This window comes from Halanaerobium sp. MA284_MarDTE_T2 (genome assembly GCF_003337245.1).
GTDB lineage: Bacteria > Bacillota > Halanaerobiia > Halanaerobiales > Halanaerobiaceae > QPJE01.
This window is the reverse complement of sequence record NZ_QPJE01000025.1, coordinates 1-21,490: the sequence shown is the minus strand read 5'-3', so window position 1 is coordinate 21,490 and position 21,490 is coordinate 1. Positions and strand designations below refer to the sequence as shown.

The 21,490-nt window shown below is 34.8% G+C and carries 20 protein-coding genes; 2 read left to right on the top strand and 18 right to left on the bottom strand.

Going from position 1 to position 21,490, the window contains the following annotated elements; all coding sequences use genetic code 11:
* Positions 1-88 precede the first annotated feature (88 nt).
* Positions 89-1,447: a DUF2254 domain-containing protein gene (locus tag DFR78_RS09715; protein WP_114458649.1), complete on the bottom strand. Its 1,359-nt coding sequence runs from the start codon at positions 1,445-1,447 to the stop codon at positions 89-91.
* Positions 1,448-1,862: 415 nt separating this feature from the next.
* Between DFR78_RS09715 and DFR78_RS09710 the strand changes: the two genes are divergently transcribed.
* A complete protein-coding gene (locus DFR78_RS09710) occupies positions 1,863-2,450 on the top strand; it encodes a cyclodeaminase/cyclohydrolase family protein (protein ID WP_114458648.1) in 588 nt (195 codons plus the stop codon).
* Positions 2,451-2,472: 22 nt separating this feature from the next.
* Positions 2,473-3,306 carry a bifunctional 5,10-methylenetetrahydrofolate dehydrogenase/5,10-methenyltetrahydrofolate cyclohydrolase gene (locus DFR78_RS09705; RefSeq protein ID WP_114458647.1) on the top strand — a complete coding sequence of 278 codons (834 nt, stop codon included), beginning with the start codon at positions 2,473-2,475 and terminating at the stop codon, positions 3,304-3,306.
* 123 nt (positions 3,307-3,429) lie between these two features.
* Here DFR78_RS09705 and DFR78_RS09700 read toward each other — a convergent pair whose 3' ends face one another.
* From DFR78_RS09700 to DFR78_RS09620, 17 genes are all read right to left on the bottom strand, one after another.
* On the bottom strand, positions 3,430-4,176 hold the full coding sequence (locus tag DFR78_RS09700) for a glutamine amidotransferase (protein WP_114458646.1): 747 nt from the start codon (positions 4,174-4,176) through the stop codon (positions 3,430-3,432).
* A gap of 2 nt (positions 4,177-4,178) precedes the next feature.
* Positions 4,179-5,114 (bottom strand): ribokinase, encoded by a 936-nt coding sequence (gene rbsK / locus DFR78_RS09695; RefSeq protein WP_147267765.1) that lies wholly within the window; start codon positions 5,112-5,114, stop codon positions 4,179-4,181.
* A gap of 3 nt (positions 5,115-5,117) precedes the next feature.
* Positions 5,118-6,386, bottom strand: a complete 1,269-nt coding sequence (locus DFR78_RS09690) for an ArgE/DapE family deacylase (RefSeq protein WP_114458644.1) — start codon at positions 6,384-6,386, stop codon at positions 5,118-5,120.
* 9 nt (positions 6,387-6,395) lie between these two features.
* Positions 6,396-7,328: a nucleoside hydrolase gene (locus tag DFR78_RS09685; RefSeq protein WP_114458643.1), complete on the bottom strand. Its 933-nt coding sequence runs from the start codon at positions 7,326-7,328 to the stop codon at positions 6,396-6,398.
* A gap of 23 nt (positions 7,329-7,351) precedes the next feature.
* Complete coding sequence (locus DFR78_RS09680) at positions 7,352-8,287, bottom strand: nucleoside hydrolase (RefSeq protein ID WP_114458642.1); 936 nt, start codon at positions 8,285-8,287, stop codon at positions 7,352-7,354.
* A 120-nt stretch (positions 8,288-8,407) separates the two neighbouring features.
* Positions 8,408-9,274, bottom strand: a complete 867-nt coding sequence (locus DFR78_RS09675; protein WP_114458654.1) for an ABC transporter permease — start codon at positions 9,272-9,274, stop codon at positions 8,408-8,410.
* A gap of 46 nt (positions 9,275-9,320) precedes the next feature.
* On the bottom strand, positions 9,321-10,391 hold the full coding sequence (locus tag DFR78_RS09670; RefSeq protein WP_114458641.1) for an ABC transporter permease: 1,071 nt from the start codon (positions 10,389-10,391) through the stop codon (positions 9,321-9,323).
* Positions 10,388-11,932 carry an ABC transporter ATP-binding protein gene (locus DFR78_RS09665; protein WP_369834968.1) on the bottom strand — a complete coding sequence of 515 codons (1,545 nt, stop codon included), beginning with the start codon at positions 11,930-11,932 and terminating at the stop codon, positions 10,388-10,390. The genes DFR78_RS09670 and DFR78_RS09665 overlap by 4 nt, the downstream gene beginning before the upstream one ends.
* A 79-nt stretch (positions 11,933-12,011) precedes the next feature.
* Entirely contained in the window at positions 12,012-13,043 is a 1,032-nt protein-coding gene (locus DFR78_RS09660) for a BMP family protein (RefSeq protein ID WP_114458639.1), read from the bottom strand.
* A gap of 95 nt (positions 13,044-13,138) precedes the next feature.
* On the bottom strand, positions 13,139-14,149 hold the full coding sequence (locus tag DFR78_RS09655) for a LacI family DNA-binding transcriptional regulator (RefSeq protein WP_114458638.1): 1,011 nt from the start codon (positions 14,147-14,149) through the stop codon (positions 13,139-13,141).
* A 328-nt stretch (positions 14,150-14,477) separates the two neighbouring features.
* A complete protein-coding gene (locus DFR78_RS09650; protein WP_114458637.1) occupies positions 14,478-15,671 on the bottom strand; it encodes an iron-containing alcohol dehydrogenase in 1,194 nt (397 codons plus the stop codon).
* Position 15,672: 1 nt separating this feature from the next.
* Positions 15,673-16,170: a hypothetical protein gene (locus DFR78_RS09645; protein ID WP_114458636.1), complete on the bottom strand. Its 498-nt coding sequence runs from the start codon at positions 16,168-16,170 to the stop codon at positions 15,673-15,675.
* A gap of 23 nt (positions 16,171-16,193) precedes the next feature.
* Positions 16,194-16,742, bottom strand: a complete 549-nt coding sequence (locus tag DFR78_RS09640) for a TIGR01440 family protein (RefSeq protein WP_114458635.1) — start codon at positions 16,740-16,742, stop codon at positions 16,194-16,196.
* A gap of 5 nt (positions 16,743-16,747) precedes the next feature.
* Complete coding sequence (locus DFR78_RS09635) at positions 16,748-17,818, bottom strand: P1 family peptidase (protein WP_114458634.1); 1,071 nt, start codon at positions 17,816-17,818, stop codon at positions 16,748-16,750.
* A gap of 127 nt (positions 17,819-17,945) precedes the next feature.
* Positions 17,946-19,451, bottom strand: a complete 1,506-nt coding sequence (locus DFR78_RS09630) for a glutathione ABC transporter substrate-binding protein (RefSeq protein WP_114458633.1) — start codon at positions 19,449-19,451, stop codon at positions 17,946-17,948.
* A 32-nt stretch (positions 19,452-19,483) separates the two neighbouring features.
* Positions 19,484-20,344: an ABC transporter permease gene (locus tag DFR78_RS09625; protein ID WP_114458632.1), complete on the bottom strand. Its 861-nt coding sequence runs from the start codon at positions 20,342-20,344 to the stop codon at positions 19,484-19,486.
* 11 nt (positions 20,345-20,355) lie between these two features.
* Positions 20,356-21,297, bottom strand: a complete 942-nt coding sequence (locus tag DFR78_RS09620) for an ABC transporter permease (RefSeq protein ID WP_114458631.1) — start codon at positions 21,295-21,297, stop codon at positions 20,356-20,358.
* Between the last annotated feature and the right edge of the window lie 193 nt (positions 21,298-21,490).

Genomic DNA, 21,490 nt, shown 5'->3' with positions numbered 1-21,490 from the left:
ACCTTTTGATTTATTTAATTCATCAAATAATTCTTTAATATTTTTGCATAATAGTAATTTCTTCCATAGTATCAACAAAACTGTTATTTTATACCTGAAAATAATTATCAGTTTTATCACTATTTTTAGTTTCTTTAGCCAGTTTATATATTTTGTGATTCAAAAACTTTTTATCTTCATTTTCCAGTACTTTTATATCAAAACCACCTAAAATATAATGGCTGAAATTCCAGACCTGTTTTTTTACTTTTTCAGAACTGCCTTCAGCTATTATTAAAAGAGCATCCAATATAGATCCTGCAACAGAAACATCCTGATTCCCATAATGACGCAGCTGATAAAAAGTTTTGTAAAGAAGATCCCAGAAAGATATATCTTCTAATATAAAACACAATTCGTCCTTATCATTATAATAATAAGTGTTCTCTATATTAGCAACCGCTATTCTGGATAATACCCAGCCCAACTGATTAATACAAAAGACTGCCGTATTTGGATCATTAATACCTGGAGAAATAGCCCGCAGTGCAACTTCTGTTAATTTGAGAAGCCCAAATTCAATATCATTTTTGTTGCTTCTTTCGTTATCTATCACCAGATGATCAAGTATTTTTTTCTCAATAACTTCCTTTGTTTCTTTCATTTCTTCTGATGGATTCAGCTGCCAGACAGAAAATACAATTGTATTTTCTGTAACATAATCTCCAATCATTTTTTCGGCTCTAATTATTAGGTCAAGTTCATCGGCCAGATTGGTAAGCTGAATATCATAAATATATTGTATATAACCACTTCTGTCCGCCTTAAAGGTCATAGATTCTTTTTCTGTAATCTCCTTAAGATTGGGAGGAGGAACATTCCTTATTTTATCATTACTATTATTTCTTTCTTCAAATTTATTAACAATATCTATTATTTCCTGTTTTAGATTTTCTACTAATAAATTCACCTGAACCGAATTAGCAGCATGATGTATAAAATAAACAAAGTAGCCAAGACAAATAATGGCAACTATAACCGCAATTAAAGGAGAAAAAATTGCTGCCTCCTGTTCTCCCTGTAGATTATCATTTAAAAATAAAAGAGTTAAAATAGAATAAATAAAACCACCGATAAAAACTCCCAGTACTTTTAATGTAACTCTGTTTTTCAGAAAATCCTGCATAGTTCTGGGAGAAAACTGTGAAGAATACATGGTCAAAACAACCATAATTGTAGAAAAAGATACTGTAATCATAGCAAATAGCGAACCGGCAAGTGTAGATAAAATCGTTTTAGCCAGGTCATAAGAAGTAAAAAAATATCCAGGCAAATAATTTATAATAACAGTGTTAAAATAGCGATCAATAATAATAACAAATAGTGACAAGAATGCAGCCGACACAGCATAAATGCTGGGAATAAAATATATTTTATTCTGTATGTTGTGCAGAAATTTTGGTTTCATTTTTTATTAACCGCCTTAAAATAGTCAGCTTATATTAAAAGAACAAAATTACTTATGACTTCTTTATTACAGTAAGATTAAAAATTTTGTTGATGTCAAAAATTATGAATCCATAAATTTTATCTACAATAAATCATCCAATTATAATTTCTTATACGTTTAAAAATAAACTAAATGTTTATTGTTATGTATAAAATTCAACAAAGTTGCTTTATTCCCTTTATTTGTCGTAAGAAATCAGCATTTTTTGCATGTGGTATACAGTCGACAAATTTTAATTTTTATTTAATCTTTTAAATTATTTTTAAAAATATCGTCAGAATCTTTTAATATATTTGCTTATTCTGTTATAATGGATATTAAGTAGGGAAAATGCAAAATTTTAGTATTAAAACTTTTAAGAAAGGAGAATACTATGTATTCAAAAAAAAGTATTAATGAATTTCTTGATGATTTAAGTTCAAACAATTCTATCCCTGGAGGTGGAAGTGCAGCTGCTCTTTCTGGAGCACTGAATGCTGCTGTAGTAAGCTTTATTTCCAACCTAACAATTGGTAAAGAAAAGTATGCGGATGTAGAGGATGAGGCAAAAGAAATACTGAAAAAGTCTTCTGCACTACAGAAAGAAATGCTGGAAATGATAGATAAGGACAGTAAAATACTGGCAGATATTTTGAAAGGTTACAAATCCGGCAGTCAGGAAAAAGTAAAAGAAATATGTAGAGATGCAGTAGAATTTTCTATGGATATGGCCAGAAAAGCTGTTGAACTGATGAACCTTACACTTTCCATTAGCAAAATCGGTAATAGAATGCTTAAAAGCGATTTTGAAGTAGCAGCTTACATAGGAGATGCTGCAGTTAACAGTGCAATAGCAAATGTTAAGATAAATCTCGGCAGTGTTGATGATAAAAAATTTGTAAACAAAGTTAAGAAAGAATACACAATGCTGAGCAAAAAAAGTGATGAACTTAAAAAAGAAATCGTTAACTTAGCAAATTAATTTAATAGAGGTGAATATTCAAATGAAAATTTTGCAAGGAAAACCAGTAGCAGAGAAAATTGAAAATTGGTGTATTGCGGAGGTAAAAAGACTTAAAGAAGAAAAAAATGCTGTACCTCACCTGCGTGTTCTTCAATATGGTGATGACGCAGCCAGCAAAGCTTATGTTGGAAGAATAGAAAAAAACTGCAAAAAAGCAGGAATAAAATTCGAGTACAAAGTATTTACTGATGATAAACAGGCTTTTGTGAATTCTTTAAAAGATGCAAATGAAAGTGATGAAATTACATCAATAATGGTTCAGCAGCCATTACCTGATTCACTTAAAGATACAATTGAAATGATCAATCCCAAGAAAGATATTGAAGGTATTACTTCTGCTTCACTTGGGAAATTGTTTGTTGGACTGGATACTTTAATTCCATGTACTGCTGAGGCATGTATGGAAATTATTGATTTTTATGATATTCCACTCAAAGGTGAAAGAGCTGTTGTTGTAGGGAGAAGTAATATTGTCGGAAAACCTGTTTCTATTCTTCTTCAGCAGAGGCATGCAACAGTCACAATGTGCCACTCACGTACCAGAGATTTAAACTGGGAATTAAAACATGCAGATATAGTTGTTGCAGCTGTTGGAAGGCCAGAAATGATTACCGGTGATATGCTGGGCGAGAATACAGTTGTTATTGATGTCGGAACAAATTTTGTAGATGGAAAACTGCTGGGCGATGTTGATTATGAATCTGCCAGCAAAAAAGCAGAAATGATAACACCTGTCCCTGGTGGAGTTGGTACTGTAACAAATCAGGTTTTAATTAGAAATATTGTAAAATCTTTTAAAAATTTGTATGAATAAAATATAACTTATAAAGCCTGGATATAAATCATCCAGGCTTTTTAAGTTCAGTTTGCCGGGGAAAGCAAACTGTGAACATGGAAGCATTTTAACAATATTATTTTCATTCTAGATATCATATCTTTATATATCTTTTCTTAACCATCCAATAAGCTGAGCCCAGAATTTGCCGTAGTTGTCCCATTCTACAAATTCAGGTGAACCCCAGTGAGGTGCACAGTCAGATGCAAAGGCAGCAGTACGACCTTTTCCATATTTTCCTACAACTACCAAAGGATCTCCATCATATTCAACAAGTACTTCTCCTTTTTCATCGGCAGCAAATTTATTATACCCTAAAAGCATAGGCCATTTATATTCAATGCCCTCTAAAACAGCATGTTCTTTAACTGCTTCTGGATACATTCCCTCTGGAACTTCTACTCTGTCATCAGTAGCCATCATAACTACAGGAAGAATTTCTTCAATAGGTGAATTTTTATATTTTGATTTAGCATCTATTCCCTGGAAGGACATATATCCACCGATCATAAGAAAACTTCCACCTTCTTTTACATATTCTCTGATAAGCTTTAATCTATTTGGAGTTGAAATTGATTTTTCGAAGGTATCAGGATGTAAAAGCAGTGTATTGGAACCAATATCACTTAAAATTACGGTATCATACTGGCTAATTTCTTCAATTTCTGTTGGGAATTTAGAAGCTGCATGCTGGTTTGGTATAAAATCAACTTCATAATCTGCTTCTTCCAGAGCTTCTATCAACCACTTAGCTCCTTCTTCGTATTTACTTGTAAAAAATGTGTCAAAACCCTTTATATGAATTGAAAATGTTTCCCAGCTTTCACCGGCCAATAAAATTTTCTTCATGCTTATTTATCCTCCTTTATGTTCTCTAAAAATTTCTTTATCTCTTCTTTATCTGGAATGGAAGTCTGGGCTCCCATTTTTGTCGTGGAAATAGCCGCACCTGTATTTGCCCATTCCACTGCTTCTTTTAAATTTGAGCCATCGTAGACAGCTGCAAATGTACCTGTAAAACAATCTCCTGCTGCTGTAGTATCTACGGCATTGACCTTTAAGCCTGGTACAGTAAAGCTTTCTTTTTTGGTCTTTACAAAAAGGCCTTTACTGCCCAGAGTTAAAATAACAATTTTAACCCCTCTCTTCAGAAAGTAATCTGCTGCTTTATTCATACTTTCTTCATCTTCAACTTTTATTCCGGTCAGCTGTTCTGCTTCAGTTGTATTTGGCGTTATTATATCCACTTTTTTGTAAATTGATTCCGGAAGTTTAAATACAGGGGCTGGATCAAGTACAACCATTATGTTATTTTCTGCCGCAGTATCAACTGCTTTTAAAACAGTTTCTTCTGGAATTTCAAGCTGCAGGAGCATCATATCAAATTTATTTAGATTATCCTGTTTTTTTTCTATATCTCCAGCAGACAATTTGCTGTTTGCACCTGGTATAACAATTATAGAATTGTTACCTTTCTCATCAACACTTATAACTGCTGTTCCTGTATCTTCATCTTCATCTTCAATTAAAAATTCCAGATCTATATCAAATTTTGTCAAATTTTCTTTTAGATATTTTCCATAACTATCTCTGCCAATCTTTCCAAACATCCAGGTTTTTCCACCTGCCTGACGGGCACTAACTGCCTGATTGGCACCTTTTCCACCGGGAATTTCATCAAGCTTAGTTCCCAGAATTGTTTCACCGATTTCAGGGATGCGGGGAGTTGATGCAACCAGATCCATATTAAGACTTCCAATTACTATTATATTGTTAATTTTACTCACCCCCTATACTGTACCACACCAATCTATTATAAATCCTGCATATATTAAAATACTTTCTATATATTCATTAATCGAAATTGTTTCGTCTATACTGTGTGCTTTTTCTGGATTTCCCGGCCCAAAGACAATAGTTGGCGTATCTGCCAGATTTGCAAGCAGTCTAGCATCATTTCCAGCTGGAGAAGCTGTTAATTCTTTACTTCCCGATATATTAGATCGAAATGTTTTAACAAGATCATGTTCAGAATCTATTTCAAATGGTCCACCTTCCTGATACACTTCAATTTCAAGTGGATTTTCTCTCAGCCATGGATCACCCTTTACAGCATTATCCAGAGTAGTTAAAACATCTTCGGCAATTTCTTCTTTATCAAGGCCTGGATAATAATGCAGACACAGTTTAAATTCACATTCAGAAGGAACTGTGGAACCAGCACTTCCACCTTTAATGACACCAATATTAAGGGTTGGAGGCGGCATTAGAGGATGTTTATATTTCATCAGCCAGTTATGTTCGAGTTCATTTAATGCTTCAATAAGTTTAATAGCCTTTTCTATTGCATTGACACCTTCCCACTTTCTGGAAGAGTGCAGTGCTTTACCAAAAACTTTTACATGATAAAAAATAAAACCCATATGTCCAATCTGAAGAAGATTGCTTGTTGGTTCACAGACAACTGCACCATCTGCCTTTATTCCTTCCTGCACAAATGCAAGAGTACCATTTCCGCCTCCTTCTTCGTCTATAACACTTTCAAAAAGAACATCCCCTTTAAGTTCTATACCTGCCTTTTTTATCAAATCAAGTGACAGCAGACTAGCAGCAAGACCGCCCTTCATATCACAGCTGCCGAGACCATATATTTCTCCATCAATTTCTTTAGCTGAAAAAGGGTCATACTTCCAGCGTTCTTTTTCTCCATAAGGCATTGTATCTATATGACCATTTAATATTAAAGATCTTCCACCACCACTTCCAGAAAATCTTCCCAATAAATTGGGCCTATCTTCATAATTATGGCCCGGGTTACCCTCTCCATACTTTTCTATAGCATCTCTAATTATTTCATCTTTTACCTTATAAAACTCTGCTTTGCCGCCAATTTCCTCCATTTTTTCGGCAGCTATTTTTTGACCATTTTTTTCATATCCACCATCAATACCGTGGCCGACAACTCTTGTATCTGTTTTTATGAGTTTTTTAAGAAAATTAAGATATTCATTACGATTATTTTCTAATTCTTCTGCTAATTTTTCTTTCTTATCTGTCATCTTTTCCTCCTAATTGTAGTGCCCAAGTATATCACACAAAAGATCCCAGAATTTTTCTTTATTTAAATCAAGAGCAACCTCTGCATTTTTCTTCTTACCTGTCACATCATAATAATCACAGACTGTTCGGCCGTAAGTTAAACTGCTGTCTGTCTCAATATCTACATGCATTTTCCTGGTTGTAAATACATCATCATCTATTAGTTTTGCCACCGCACATACATCATGCAGTGGACCTGCTTTTAGACCATAAAAATCCTGATATGTAGATCCAAAAAATTCCAGTAATTCTACAACCAAATCCGTTACTTTATTTCCAATTTTAGATATTCTATCTATAATTTCTGGATAGGCCTGGGCCTGAAAGGTAAGATCAAGCCCGACCATGGTAATATCTATTCCACTTTTGAAAATTATATCTGCAGCTTCTGCATCTGCATAAATATTAAATTCCGCGGCCGGTGTTCTGTTTCCCAGTCCATAAGCTCCACCCATCATCACTATTCTATTTATTTTATCTTTTATTTCAGGTTTTAATAAAATAGCTGCTGCAATGTTTGTAAGCGGTCCTACAGGAACTAATGTAATTCCTTCCTCTGCCTTAAGTGCTTCATCAATTATAAAGTCTACTGCATGTTTTTTTTCGGCTTCTAATGTTAAAGATGGAAAATCTGGCCCATCAAGACCGCTCTCTCCATGAATATGGCCGGCTGTAACCTGTTTTCTTACCAGTGGTTTTGCCATTCCTTTATATACTGGAACCTTTAAATCTGCATAATTTACTATATTAAGTGTATTGTTAAGTGTTTTTTCTAATATCTGATTTCCTGCAACAACGGTTATTCCTCTCAAATCTAAATTATCTGCTCTGGCAGCAAGTAAAATTGCAATGGCATCATCATGGCCTGGATCCACATCCAGTATTATCTTTTCTCTTCTCATCATTACCTCCAGAAAACTTTATTTTAATACTTTTTTAAAGCCTCAATTAAAAGATCCCAAAAAAGTTCTTTATTTAAATCAAGAGCAACTTCTGCATTTGCTTCTTTATCCACTACTCCATAGAAATCACATACTGTTCTCCCATAGTTTAGTTCACTATCTGTTTCTATATCAACTCTCATCTTTCTACTAGTAAAAACATCTTTATCAATAACTCCAGCAACTGCACATACATCATGGAGAGGTGGTGCATCAAAATCAAATACCCGATTATATGTGTAGCCGAAAAATTTGAGCAGTTCTACAACTAAATTGCTGACATCATTATCGATCTCTGCTATTCTTTCCACTATCTCCGGATATGCCTTTGCCTGATGTGTCAGGTCAAGACCAACCATTGTAATATCAAGTCCACTTTCAAATACAACTTTAGCTGCTTCTCCATCAACATAGATGTTAAATTCAGCAGCTGGTGTAGTATTTCCAAGAGTATAGGAACCTCCCATCAGTACTATTTCATCAATATTTTCTTTTATTTTAGGTTCTCTAATTAATGCCATAGCAATATTTGTCAGCGGTCCGGTTGGTATAAGTGTAATACCATCTTCTGCTGCCAGACATTCTTCTATTATAAAATCTACCGCATGTTTATCTTCCTCTTTTAAGGTGCTTTTTGGGAATTGTGGCCCATCAAGTCCACTGTCACCATGGATATCATCAGCAATAACCTGTTCTCTCACTAAAGGTTTGGCCATGCCTGCAAAAATAGGAATATCATTTAGTCCTGCAAAACTGCATACATTGAGAGTATTTTGAAGGGTTTTTTCTAAAGTTTGATTTCCTGCAACAACTGTTATTCCCTTCAGATCAAGTTTTTCATTTTTTGCAGCAAGCAGAATAGCTACTGCATCATCATGACCTGGGTCAACATCCAATATAATTTTCTTTTTATCTGCCAAGTTAATTCCTCCTATTATCTTTCTGATAAATAAATTTAATAATTTATAACCATAGAATATTTAATCTATATTTTCTAAATTTTTATTTTAAAAATCTAAGTTGATTTATTATAATTTATTTTAAAGTAAATTATTTTTTTCTCTTTTCTGCTTTCTAATCATACCTATTGTAATTGCAACCACAGTGGCTATATATGGAATCATAAGCATAAACTGTGATGGAAGTCCAAATGTCTGAAGATTATTACCTAAAGCTTCAGTAAAACCAAAGAACAGACTGGCAAACCATGTATTTATAGGTGTCACTCCACCAAAATACATAGCAGCTACTCCAATAAATCCACGCCCATTTGTCATATTTTCTATAAACTGTCTTGTATATCCAAGTGACAGATGTGCTCCAGCAAGTCCTCCAAAAATCCCGCTTAATATCATTGCCTGATATTTTTTAATATTAACATGAACTCCACCTGTTTCTGCAGAAAGTGGATGTATTCCTACAAAACGAATCCTTAACCCCCAGACAGTTTTATAGAGAATAAAATATGTTACAAAAACAAGTATAATACCGAGATAATCTGTTAATTTAAATCCGCTTAATAAAGTCCCAAGTACAGGAATTTTATCAATTATTGGTATGGTAATAGACGGAATCGGAACAATATTGGGATCATAAAAACTTCCAGCAGTATTAAATATATTTCTCAGCAGAAAACGGGTAAATTCAATTGCAAAAAGGTTAATTGCAATACCGGCAACAAAAACATCTGCCTTGAATTTTAAGTGAATTACAGCCATAAACAGAGCAACAACAACACCGGCTGCAACTGACGACAATATCCCCAGCACCCAGCTGCCTGTAAAATAACTCACAGCAACAGCAACAAAAGCACCAATAAGCATAATGCCTTCAATGCCAATATTGGTAATTGCAGCCTGTTCTGTTATAACAAGTCCCATGGCTGCAAGGGCAATAGGTGTTGACATTCTGAGTGTGGCTCTCAATAAATTTAAATTGATAATTAATCCAAGATCACCCAACTTCAACCCCTCCTTTGTCCGAACTTTTTCTTTTTTTAATTTCTACTATAACTTCTGCAGCAGCTAAAAGAATAATAACCGCCTCTATAACTCCTATTACTTCTTTAGGTACACCTGTAAATCTTTCCATATTGATTGCTCCAGAGCGAAGTGCTGCCAGAAAAAAAGCTACAAAAGGAAGTGCTTTAAGATTATTCCTTGCAAGTAAACCTACCATAATTCCATCAAAACCATAACCAGGCGAAAAATTATCCAGCACATATCCGTGAATTCCCAGAACTTCAACACCACCGAGAACACCACCAATAGCTCCACTTAAAAACATTGTTAAAACCATTATTAATTTGGATTTAACTCCAACATAATCAGTAAAAAATGGATTAAATCCTACCGCTCTAACTTTATATCCAAAAGTAGTTTTATTTAAAAGCCAGATAAAAAATACCAGTAAAGCAAGTGCAATAAAAATACCAATATTTGCTCGGCTGGGAAGCATTATTTTCGGAAGTCTAGCTGTAGGCTGAACATTAGGTGTCTGTGGAACTCCTACATTAGGATTTTTGAAAGGATGGTTAACTATGTAGCCAACAAAGAAAATAGCCACATAATTTAGCATAATTGTTGTTGTAACTTCATTAACATTATATTTTGCTCTTAAAAATCCTGGAATTACTGCCCAGAGTCCACCTGCCGCTGCTGCCAAAAGCAGGGTGACCGGTATATGCACCAGAGAAGGTACTCCTTTTATAATATAACCAAAAAAGGCTGCTGTTATTGCACCAAAATAAAGCTGACCTTCAACACCAATATTAAAAATAGATGCTTTTGATGCAACAGCAAAAGCTAAACCGGAAAGGAGAAGAGGTACAAATCTCTCAAGAGTACCACCAAAGTTAAACCTTCCTTTAAAAGCACCCTGATACAGTGCTTCATATGATTCTAAAATATCATAACCCATAAAATATATTACTAATGTTCCCACTATCATTGCAGTAAAAACTGCTATAAATACATTAAGCAGAGACTGTCTTTCATAAAGAAAATCTCTTAATTTATCATTCATGCGGTTACACCACCCTTAAAATCAGGATTTCCACCTGTCATCATCAGACCAAGATTATTTTCATTTGCTTCCTCTATATCCAGTGTTCCCTGAATTTCTCCTTCATACATTACTATAATTCTATCACTTAAGGAAAGTATTTCTTCCAGATCAGCGGAAACTAACAGCACTGCTTTTCCGGCTTTTCTCTCATCCAGCAGCACAGATCTAATAAATTCAATTGAACCAATATCTATACCTCTGGTCGGCTGAGAAGCTATTATAAGTCCAGCATCTTCTGCAACTTCTCTGGCTACAATTACTTTCTGTGCATTTCCACCAGATAAATTCTGCATTTTTACATCAGTTTTGGGTGGACGAATATCAAATTTATCTATCAGCTCTTCAGCAAAATTCTTTACCCTTTTAAAATTAATAATACCAATTTTTGATGAATATGGATCATCTGGAAGTTTATTTGCTATTAAATTTTCCTGAATAGTTAATTCCTTACATAAACCTGTTTTATTGCGGTCTTCGGGAATGTGAGAAACACCATGATGGCGGATTTCCAGAGGAGATTTATTTGTTATTTCTTCTCCTCTAATTTTAATCTCACCACTTTCTACCTTTCTTAAACCTGTCAGGGCTTCAACCAGTTCTGTCTGACCATTTCCATCTATTCCAGCAACACCCAGTATTTCTCCCTCTTTTATCTCAAAAGAAACATCCTTAAGATTAGAAAGTTTTCTGCGCCCGAACACATTCAGATTTTTAACTTCCAAAATCCTGTCTCCAGGTTCATTTTCTTCTATTTCAAAATCAAGAAAAACTTCTCTTCCGACCATAAGATAGGCCAGCTTTTCTTTAGTAGCATCATTCTGTGAAAGCGTTTCCACTTTATTACCTTTTCTCATAACAGTAATTCTATCTGCTATTTCCAAAACTTCATCCAATTTATGTGAAATAAAAATTATTGTTTTCCCATTTTCTTTCAGTGAACGTATGATTTTAAATAATTCCTCTGTTTCCTGTGGTGTTAAAACAGCTGTTGGTTCATCAAGTATAAGCACTTCTGCACCTCTGTAAAGAGCCTTTAGTATTTCTACTCTCTGTGCTTCTCCAACCGAAATATTAATAACTTTGCTGTTCGGTCTAATTTCAAAACCATATTTTTCTGAATAGTCCATCACTTCAGAATATGCCTTGTCATAATCAAGCAGCTTATGTTTATTAGGTTCAAAACCAAGAATAATATTTTCCAGTACCGTCATAGTTTCAGCAAGCATAAATTCCTGATGAACCATTCCAATGCCAAGCCTCATAGCTTCTCTGGCATCACTGATATTTTTTTCTTCACCATTTATTTTAACTGTACCTTCATCCTGATCATAAATTCCATAGAGTATTTTCATTAAAGTTGATTTTCCTGCACCGTTTTCTCCTATCAGGGCATGTATTTCACCTTTTTCTAAAGAAAAATCAACATGGTTTAAAGCCACAACATTGGGAAATTCTTTATAAATGCCTTTCATTTCTACTATTGGGGCCAATTTTTTCACTCCCTTTTCTACATACATCTTTTATAAATCCGGTGAGGCTGTTATACCTCACCGGTAATTATTAATCAATTATATTATCTTAGTTGCGCTGAAATCCTTCATATGAATCGACTTCAATTTCTCCATTTTTAACTTTTTCTGTCAGTTCCTGAATTCTTGTTAAAATTTCTTCAGGAAACTTATCTCCTAATGCTTCCTGCATTACTGACATATCAGTTAAGCTGACTCCACCATTAGAAAGATCCATTTTGATTGTTCTTCCACCTTCATAATTTCCTTCTGCAACTGATTTTGCAATTAAATAAGTTGCCTGGTCCATACGCTTAAGCATGCTTGTTAATATAGCACCAGGATAAATGCCGTCCTGATTCATATCTACCCCAATTGCATAGTGAGGTGTTTCATTTGCAGCTTCAAGGATACCATTACCTGTACCACTGGCAACATTCATAACAATATCTGCTCCCTGGTCATACTGAGAAAGTGTAAGCTCTTTACCTTTTACAGGATCATTAAATGTACCTGCAAATGATACAAGAACTTTTGTTTCTGGATCAATATATTTTGCTCCCTGTTTATATCCTACCAAAAAGTCATGCAGTACTGGAATATCCATTCCACCTACCCAGCCGATAATTTTATCTTTATTAACACCTTCAATTTCATCATGCTGTGTAAACATTGCTGCTGCTGCACCTGCAAGGAAAGAACCCTCATTCTGGGCAAATACAGCAGAAACAACATTAGGCAGATCAACTACACCATCAATAAGGGCAAACTTTGTATCTGGAAACATTGGTGCATTGTTTTTAACGATCTGCTGGAACTGAGTTGTATTGGCAACTACTAAATCATATCCAGCTGATGCCATAGCAATTAAATTTTGCTCCCACTCTGATGAAACACCAGACTCTAATACTTTAAGTTCAAAGCCATACTCTTCCTGAGCTCTTTTAAGACCTTCATATGAGCTGTCATTGAAAGACTGATCTCCTAAAAATCCGGATAGAACTAAAGCAACTCTCATATCACTATTTTGTGCCATTACATTAAGAGAAAACACACCTACAAAAAGTGCTAATACTAGTAATACTGAAAAAATCTTTCTCATAATTTTTTCCTCCTTGATATTTTTTGTCTTTACAACAGAATCACTTAACTGAAATGACCATAACCTCTCGATCAATTATATATAAGTTAAACTGATTAATCTAATAAAGATTTTACCGATTCTCTTTCAATTAGTTCAGTTTTAAGAACAACTTCAGTTAAGTTCGGATCCTTATTTTCGTTTATTATACCCAGCAATTCCTCTGCTGCAAGTTTTCCAATCCGGTATTTAGGCTGCCGCATAGTAGTTAAGCCGGGCCTTATAAGTGAAGCAAGTTCAATATCATCATGACCAAAAACAGATACATCATCTGGAATTTTAAGACCTTCATCAAATATGGCTTCATAAACCCCCAGTGCCATAAGATCATTTCCTGTAAAAACTGCTGTGGGATGTTCATCATCCTGCAAAATTTTCTTCATGGAATAATAGCCTGAACTGCGGCTGTAATCTCCTTTTACATAGAATTTATCCAAAAGGTTTATATTATAATCTTTCAAGGCCTTTTTAAACCCTTCAGCACGACAGCGGCCTGTATTTGTGTCAAGATCTCCTGTTATATGAGCAATCCTTTTGTGTCCTTTACTGATTAAATATTCTACAGCTTTATATGCAGATTCCGTATTATCAATTGCAACTGAAGGAATACTGCTTCCTTCAACCAGTCTGTCCAGCTGTACAACAGGAAAGCCTTCCTTTTCCAGTTTAAAAATTTCATCACAGTTTTCATAGGATAATGAAAGTATCATTCCGTCAACCTGTTTGGATCTCAGCAGATCAATACTTTCTTTTTCCCAAGTTTTGCGGTTATCTGTATTGCAGAAGATAACAGAATATCCTTCTTTTCTCAGTTCATCTTCTATACCGCGGGCAACTTCAGGAAAAAAGGGATTGCATATATCCGGAATAATTAAACCAATAGTGTAACTTTTCTGAAGAACAAGTCCTCTGGCTATAGTGTTTGGCTGATAGTTTGTTTCATCTATTATTTTTTCTACTTTCCTTTTTGTATCTGAACTAACATCAGGTTTATTATTAATTACTCTAGAAACTGTTGTGACAGATACACCAGCTCTGCGGGCAATGTCTTTTATTGTAACCTTCATTTCTACCACTCCAGAATATATTTGTAAACGATTTCGGTAACGATTTCATGTTAATTATAAAATATTTTGAAAAATAGAGCAAATAAAATTATTCACTATAAATCCAATTAAAACAGATTACCTTTCCGTTTGAATAAATATGTTTGTTATTCTACATATTATGCCTGTTTTGAAATAAAAAAACTCCCCGGGGGAGGGGAGTAAAGATAAATTCAATATTTGACTTAAAGTCAAAAACTGACTCTGATTCAAATTATAATATAAATAATATTATTTGTCCAGTAAAAAAACAAAAAAATAGTATTTTTGCAAATAAAAGTGGATCTTTTTACTCATATGCAGCCTCTAAAATAGAACGGATATCTCCTCTTTCTACCCTGCCGGCAGAAGAAAGTACTGCTGCATCATGGATTGCTTTTTCTACAATTTCTTCAAAATCTTCTTTTCTTACACCGATTTCTTTTAGATTTCTTGGAATACCTGCCAGATCTTTCAGTTCATCAAGCAGTTTAACTACTTCATCAACAGCAGCTTCAGCACGTTTTTCTGCCGGTGTAGATGCATATATTTCCGGGCCAGCCAGAGAAAGCAGCAGATCAGAATAGGAGTTTCGGCAGTAGTCAAACTTAAGATTATATTCCATACCATGTGAAAGCAGTATAGAAATTGCATCACCATGAGAAACTTCAGAAACAGATTCACAGGCATGACCAATAGCATGAATAATACCAACCATCGAATTAGAAAATGCTATTCCTGCCATTATAGAGGCATTTGCCATTGCCATTCTGTATTTCACATTATCCCCTTCCCGTACAGCAGATTTAAGATATTTTCCAATCAGTTTAACTGCTGTAAGTGCATAATTATCACTTAAGGGATTTTTCTGCAGGCCTGTATATGCCTCAACAGCATGAACAAGAACATCAACACCCAGCGAAGCTGTAAGGCGGGCCGGAAGAGGAAATGTCATCCTGGGATCAAGCACTGCAAGATCAGGCAGCAGTTTATTGGAAAGGAACTCTAATTTTAATTTTCTTTCTTCATCTGTTATTACCGCTTCTACTGTTGCCTCAGATCCGGTGCCGGATGTTGTAGGAATAACAATCAGTGGTTTCATGTCACCATGTGCTGTTTCTACTCCCACCAGTTTCCTTATATCATCTGTATTTTCCGATATCATTAAATTTATGCCTTTAGCGGTATCTATTACAGAACCTCCACCTAAAGCAATAATAGAATCACAATCATTTTCTCTAAAAACCTCAGCTGCTTTTTTTACAATATCTACTGAAGACACATTGGGGATTTTTTTGAAGATATGTTTTCCGCTGATTTCAAATCCATGCAGATGCTCAAGCAGCAGATCGAGCAGATTTAATTCATCCAGCATTTCATTTGTAAGAATAAATGGCTTTTTAATTTTAAGTCTTTCCATCTCATAGTCAAGAGTTAATAGAGCATTTTTACCTGAGTTTATTTTTACCGGATTATAAAATTCGTAATATTCAGGAAATCTCATTTCATTCACCCTTATCTTTATTTAAAGTTAATGTATGCAGAAAAAGCATTACTCTTCCTGTTTCTCTATTTATTTTATTAGGCATTATATCTTTTGTCATAAATGATGGAAGCAGATATGATTCTAAAATCTCCAGCATATAGATCATTGATACCCCAACAGAAAAATCTCCATCTATAATTAATCTATGTTCGGAAAATGAATCTCTTATACTTTCTTTTACAGAAAAAACCTGATATGCCAGCTCTTCATCTTTAAAAAAAATTTTGAGTTCAGCTTTTTTGTCATCTTCTTTAAACCCAAGATAATGTAATTTATTATTTAATTTTTTGATGAACATAAATGGCCCGTGTTTATCAGCTGCCAGAGCTGCTGTAAATTCATCAGGCCAGAATTCAAGTTCTTTTTTTATGCGGCTGTCTTTTTCAGAAAGAACAACCAGAAATCTACCTGCTGTCAGTAGAATTATTCTATCTATTATATGGTGTAGAAATTTCAACTATATTTACCTCCTAATAATTATCAAAGTTTTTTGTGTCTGGCCCTATCTCCACCGATCATTCTGGGCCTTGTTCTGCAGGCAGTAAGATGAGCTTCTCCAATCTTTTTAATAGAAAGTCTAACTGGAACTGCAACTTCTTTTAAATGCATTCCAATAAATACATCTCCTATATCAATACCAAAATCTGCTCTTATATTTTCTACCATAACCGGATCATCGAAATATTTATATGCAGCTGTGGCAAAAGCCCCACCGGCATTTCTATGGGGTATTACATTTACCTCTTCTAGATTTTCTTTTTCTGCATATTTTTTTTCAACAACCAGTGCCCTATTTATGTGTTCACAGCCCTGTACTGCAGCATATATCTCTTTTTCTTTTAGAATTTCTATTAATTTTTTGATAATTGTTTCACCTATGTTGAGATCTGTTGATGAACCAATTTTTTCTCCTTTAATCTCACTGCTGCTGCCACCTATTACCATTATATCACCTGCTCCAGCTTCAGATAAAGAAATAATTTCCCTAACAGCAGTTTTAAAATCAGAAATAATTTTTTCAGCACCCATCTATATCACCTTTCCATATTATTAATTAAATTTTTTAACGACTCCCGACTGCGGCCTTTAAATCCAGTTACCGATTCAGCAGTAACCATCGAATTATAAACAGCTTCCTGAGTTGATTCAACAGCTGCTTTAAAAACAATATCTAACTTTCGGTCCTTTAAAATTTTATTCTGCAAAAAGTCACCACTGTCATATTCTGTGATATAATCTGCAGTAGAAAAGGCAAGCACTATATCACCACTACCATTACTAATATATGTACCTGTTTTAGCAAGTCCTGCTCCTGCCCTAACACATAATCTTTTTAATTGTCTTGATGAAAGAGGAAGATCAGTGGCAAGTATTACAATAACCGATCCATCCTGTGACTTATATTCCCTATCTTCATCTTTTTCTTCCTCATCTTTTTGAGGCATAATATCACTTAAGCTTTTGCCATAAAGCAGAAAATCTTTCTTTTTACCAAAATTGCTTAATACAAGTGCTCCTAAATGATATTCATCTTCAGAAATTTTAAATCTGCGGGAAGAAGAGCCGATACCACCTTTTAATCCATAACAGGACATACCTCTCCCTGCACCAACAGCGCCTTCTCTAAAATCCTTTTTGATATTTTCTTTTGCTTTAAAATAGTCTTTTTCCTGTACTGCTAACTTTCTTAAATTATTAAGATATTGATCATTACACTCCAATACTACAGAATTAAAGCTGCCGGCTTTTCCACCAATATCTTCATTTTGTGCAAGTATATTTTTTATTAAAGCCGTAGATACTGTACCTACATTAAGTGTGTTTGTTAATACTATAGGAGATTCAATACTACCCAATTCTCTGATCTGTACAAGACCTATACTTTTGCCAAATCCATTTATAACGTGAACAGCAGCCCTCAGCTTATTTTTAAAAATATTATTTTCATGTGGCATTACAACAGTTACTCCTGTCTGGATATCACCATCGGCCAGAGTAGAATGACCTACTTTAACACCTTCAATATCAGTTATTTTGTTCCATTTGCCAGGTTTTAAACTGCTGTGCTTTTCTATATTAAAATAATCTCTTGTTTTTTTCTGCATATAATCATCCTTTTTTAATTTTCTCATTAATTATAGTTTACAACATTACCAGTATATAGGCAAATTATAGCACAAAAAAGACCTCCCTTTTAGGAGGTCCTTAAATTAACACTATTTCCCTTTACAGCTACTCTACATCAACATTTTTAAGATACCAGTTGCCATTCGGCTGAATTGTTAAACCTTTTACTCTATCTCTGTAGATAACATAAACAGACTGATGATAAAGTGGTACCCAGACAGCATTATCAACTAAATAGTTATTTGCTTTACTGAGGTATTCCAGCCTCTTTTCTTGATCAACTGTACCGCGAGATGCCTCTATATATGCATCTGCTCCATCATAAAAAGATCTGTTTGCTCCACCAATATTATCAGAGTGAAGGTTAGGATAGATCAGCTCACTTCCATCAGCAGTTAAGTTAGACCAACCCAACAGAAATAGGTCTGTGCTTCCCTTACGTGTTTCTGCAAGGTAGGCTCCCCATTCCAGAGTTCTGATATCTGCATTAATGCCAACTTCTTTTAACATAGCCTGAATCATCTCTGCATTTCGCGTATATTCTGTACTAACTGATGTGGTCCAGATTGTTGTTTCAAAACCATCAGCATAACCAGCTTCCTCTAACAGTTCTTTAGCTTTTTCCGGATCATATTCCTGACCATATTTTTCTACCTCTTCTTTATAACCAAATACCTTAGGACCAATTATACCATAAGATTTGTATGCCAGACCATTCATTGTAGCAATAATTCCATCTCGATCTATCGCATGAGCAATGGCTCTCCTTAAAGTTATGTCATTAAATTCTTCTCTTTTAAAATTAAAACCAAGATATCTTATTGGGGTACCTTTAACCATATCAATATCTATTTCTGGATTTGCTTCAAGGCGCATTAGATGTTCTGAAGGAACAGAATCAATAAAATCAATTTCTCCAGTTTCCAGCATGGCAACCTGTGTAGCAGCTTCTGGAACTATTTTGTAAACTGCCTTATCAATTTTTACCTCTCCACCCCAGTAATTATCGTTCTTTACAAGTGTCAGCTGGTTTCCAGCATCCCACTCTTCTACTTTAAATGGACCTGTTCCACATGCATTCTGCATTAAATCACCGTATTTTTTAACTGCTGCCGGACTTACAATGGCAGAATTAGAATGTGTTAATGCTGCCAGAAATGGTCCATAGGGATATTTGGTTGTGATTTTAACTGTATATTCATCAACAACCTCAATAGTATCTACCGGTTCAAGCAGACTTGCTCGTGGTGCAGCTACATTTGGATCTCTCAGACGATCAAATGAAAATTTAACTGCTTCTGCATTGAACTTAGTTCCATCATGGAAATAAACATCATCTCTTAATTCAATGATCCATGTTTTTGGGTCAGGGTTGGAATAAGATTTAGCCAGATTTGGCTTTATTTCATTTGTCTTTCCATCACGCAAAAACAGTGTCTCATAAACCTGTACCTGTACTGTAGCAGAAGCTGAATCATTTGTTAAAATAGGTGATAGGCCAACAACTTCACCACTTGTAGCATAAGTAATTACTTTTTCCTGTGCTGAAACACCAAAACTAAAAGCTGTCATTAAAAATACCATTAAAATTAAAATACTTACTTTTTTCAAAACTACTCCTCCTTCTCAATTCTTTTTTTATTTTAGCGGCTTCCGGGATCCAGTGCATCCCGGAGGCCGTCACCAATTAAATTAAAAGCAAAAACAACCACGGCAATTGCAATTCCAGGCACTATTACCATATGGGGAGCATTATAAATAAATGAACGACCTGTGCTCACCATAGCCCCCCATTCTGGAAGCGGTGGCTGTGCGCCAAGGCCTAAAAATGAAAGTGCAGCAGCCGATAAAATAGAAGAGGCAAGACGCAGTGTTGCATAGACAATTATCGGCCCAAAACAGTTGGGCAAGATATGCTTGAACATAATCCTTACATCTTTAGCCCCTAAAGCTCTACTTGCCATAACATATTCGTTTTCTTTTAAAGAAAGAACCTGTCCCCTTACAATCCGGGTAAATGTCGGTATAGACCAAATACTGATAGCTATTATGACATTAATCAGACCTGGACCCAAAACAGCAATTATGGAAAGAGCCAGCAGAACACCTGGAAAAGCAAGCATTATATCTATCAGCCGCATAATTATATTATCTGCTTTAGGATAAAATCCTGCTGCAAGTCCCAGTGAAACCCCTACAATCAATCCCAGAAAAACAGCTGAAAAACCAACTGAAAGAGAAATACGGGAACCATATATTAATCTGCTTAAAATATCTCTACCATATTCATCTGTACCAAGGAAGTGGCCATCACTACCTACAGGCTTAAATCGATTGGTGAGACTCTGTTTATATGGATCATATGGTGCTACAAAAGGAGCCAAAACTGCAATTAAAATAGTAATAATAATCAGTGTAAATCCGAACAGAGCCATTTTATTTCTTTTTAAACTTCTCCATAATTTATACAGGGTTCCTGCTTTTTTTACTTCACTTCTTCTCATTTTATCAGCCCCTACTCATATCTAATTCGCGGATCTATATATGCATAAATTAAATCAACAAATAGATTTATAAAAACAAATAATAATGCTACCATCATTACAGAAGACTGTACAACAGGAAAATCGCGGGTGCTGATTCCCCTCACTATCATTCTCCCTATGCCGTTTATTGCAAAAACAGATTCAGTTATTACTGTACCGGCAAGCAGGCGCCCAAAATTTAATCCTATAACTGTAATAATTGGAATTAAAGCATTTTTTAAAACATGTTTAATTATAACTGACTTTTCTGACACTCCCTTTGCTCTGGCAGTTCTTACAAAATCCTTACCAATTGTTTCTAACATAGATGATCTTGTCATCCTTGCAATCAGAGCTGCAGATGCCACTCCCAAGGTTGTAGCAGGCATTACAAGATGTTTAATCCATTCTAGTGTCCACCAGTTTTCCGGCAGACCGGAAATAGGCATAACTCTATATTTAACTCCAAACAAATATATTAAAACAGTACCTATCCAGAAGCTGGGAAGAGAAATACCCAGCAGGGCAATAACCATACTTAAATTATCAAATAATGAATACTGTTTTACTGCTGCAATTATACCGGCAGTTAATCCGATCAAACTGGCAATTAATATACTGCTGACTGCCAATACCAGTGTATTGGGAAATCGGTTCTTTATCATGTTTACAACAGGTTCTCTAGTCTGTACTGATTCTCCCATGTTAAGAGTTATAAGTCCTTTCACAAAAACTCCGTACTGAACATAAAAAGGTTCATTTAAACCAAGATTGTCTCTAATAGCTTCAATATCAGATTCAGACGCCTGTGGGCCAGCCATAATAACTGCTGGATCTCCAGGTGCAAGATGCATTGTAAAAAATACAATCAGCGAAACACCAATTAAAACCGGAATAATTAACAAAAGTCTTCTCACTATGTATGCAAACATACTCTCTTCTCATCCTTTCAAAACATTTAGCATAAAATATTAATTTAATTATTAAAATTATACCACGGTACTTTAATTGTGTAAAGCATTAAATAAATAGGAGTTTCCCCAAAATTTATTTTCAAGCTGCAAAAAGGGGGCTTTAGTCATCAACGAAATTTTTAGATTTATCTAAAACTCAATTCGGGTGTGA

Coding starts and splice junctions, on each gene's coding strand:
- DFR78_RS09715 (WP_114458649.1), bottom strand. CDS start 1,447: ATGAAACCAAAATTTCTGCACAACATACAGAATAAAATATATTTTATT.
- DFR78_RS09710 (WP_114458648.1), top strand. CDS start 1,863: ATGTATTCAAAAAAAAGTATTAATGAATTTCTTGATGATTTAAGTTCA.
- DFR78_RS09705 (WP_114458647.1), top strand. CDS start 2,473: ATGAAAATTTTGCAAGGAAAACCAGTAGCAGAGAAAATTGAAAATTGG.
- DFR78_RS09700 (WP_114458646.1), bottom strand. CDS start 4,176: ATGAAGAAAATTTTATTGGCCGGTGAAAGCTGGGAAACATTTTCAATT.
- DFR78_RS09690 (WP_114458644.1), bottom strand. CDS start 6,386: ATGACAGATAAGAAAGAAAAATTAGCAGAAGAATTAGAAAATAATCGT.
- DFR78_RS09685 (WP_114458643.1), bottom strand. CDS start 7,328: ATGAGAAGAGAAAAGATAATACTGGATGTGGATCCAGGCCATGATGAT.
- DFR78_RS09675 (WP_114458654.1), bottom strand. CDS start 9,274: ATGTCAACACCTATTGCCCTTGCAGCCATGGGACTTGTTATAACAGAA.
- DFR78_RS09670 (WP_114458641.1), bottom strand. CDS start 10,391: ATGAATGATAAATTAAGAGATTTTCTTTATGAAAGACAGTCTCTGCTT.
- DFR78_RS09660 (WP_114458639.1), bottom strand. CDS start 13,043: ATGAGAAAGATTTTTTCAGTATTACTAGTATTAGCACTTTTTGTAGGT.
- DFR78_RS09655 (WP_114458638.1), bottom strand. CDS start 14,149: ATGAAGGTTACAATAAAAGACATTGCCCGCAGAGCTGGTGTATCTGTC.
- DFR78_RS09650 (WP_114458637.1), bottom strand. CDS start 15,671: ATGAGATTTCCTGAATATTACGAATTTTATAATCCGGTAAAAATAAAC.
- DFR78_RS09640 (WP_114458635.1), bottom strand. CDS start 16,742: ATGGGTGCTGAAAAAATTATTTCTGATTTTAAAACTGCTGTTAGGGAA.
- DFR78_RS09635 (WP_114458634.1), bottom strand. CDS start 17,818: ATGCAGAAAAAAACAAGAGATTATTTTAATATAGAAAAGCACAGCAGT.
- DFR78_RS09625 (WP_114458632.1), bottom strand. CDS start 20,344: ATGAGAAGAAGTGAAGTAAAAAAAGCAGGAACCCTGTATAAATTATGG.
- DFR78_RS09620 (WP_114458631.1), bottom strand. CDS start 21,297: ATGTTTGCATACATAGTGAGAAGACTTTTGTTAATTATTCCGGTTTTA.